At 62.8% G+C, this 320-nt stretch carries 1 protein-coding gene; it reads right to left on the reverse strand.

What is annotated here, in order from left to right; genetic code table 11:
- The coding region (locus tag H6M51_RS24400; RefSeq protein ID WP_185812333.1) for an SIS domain-containing protein at positions 1-320 on the reverse strand (320 nt) is incomplete at both ends.

Genomic DNA, 320 nt, shown 5'->3' on the forward strand with positions numbered 1-320 from the left:
TGCTTGAGCTCGCCGGCGGCATAACCTTCGGCGTGGATATAGGAGATTTCCTTGAGCTTCAGCGCGCCCTCGAGCGCCAGCGGATAGCTGGTGCCACGGCCGAGATAGAGCACGTCCTTGAACTTGGAGAGGTCGCGCGACAGGGCTTCGATCTGTGGCTGAACCGCGTTCAGTACCTGGCTGATGACGCGCGGCATCTCGGCAAGACTTTTCACGAGTTGCTTCTGTTCCGTCTCGTCAAGCGTGCCGCGAGCGCGGCCGGCAGCGACCGCGAGTGAGGCGAGAACGGTGAGCTGGCAGGTGAAGGCCTTGGTCGAGGC

The sequence above is a fragment of the Rhizobium sp. AQ_MP genome (genome assembly GCF_014237835.1).
GTDB lineage: Bacteria > Pseudomonadota > Alphaproteobacteria > Rhizobiales > Rhizobiaceae > Allorhizobium.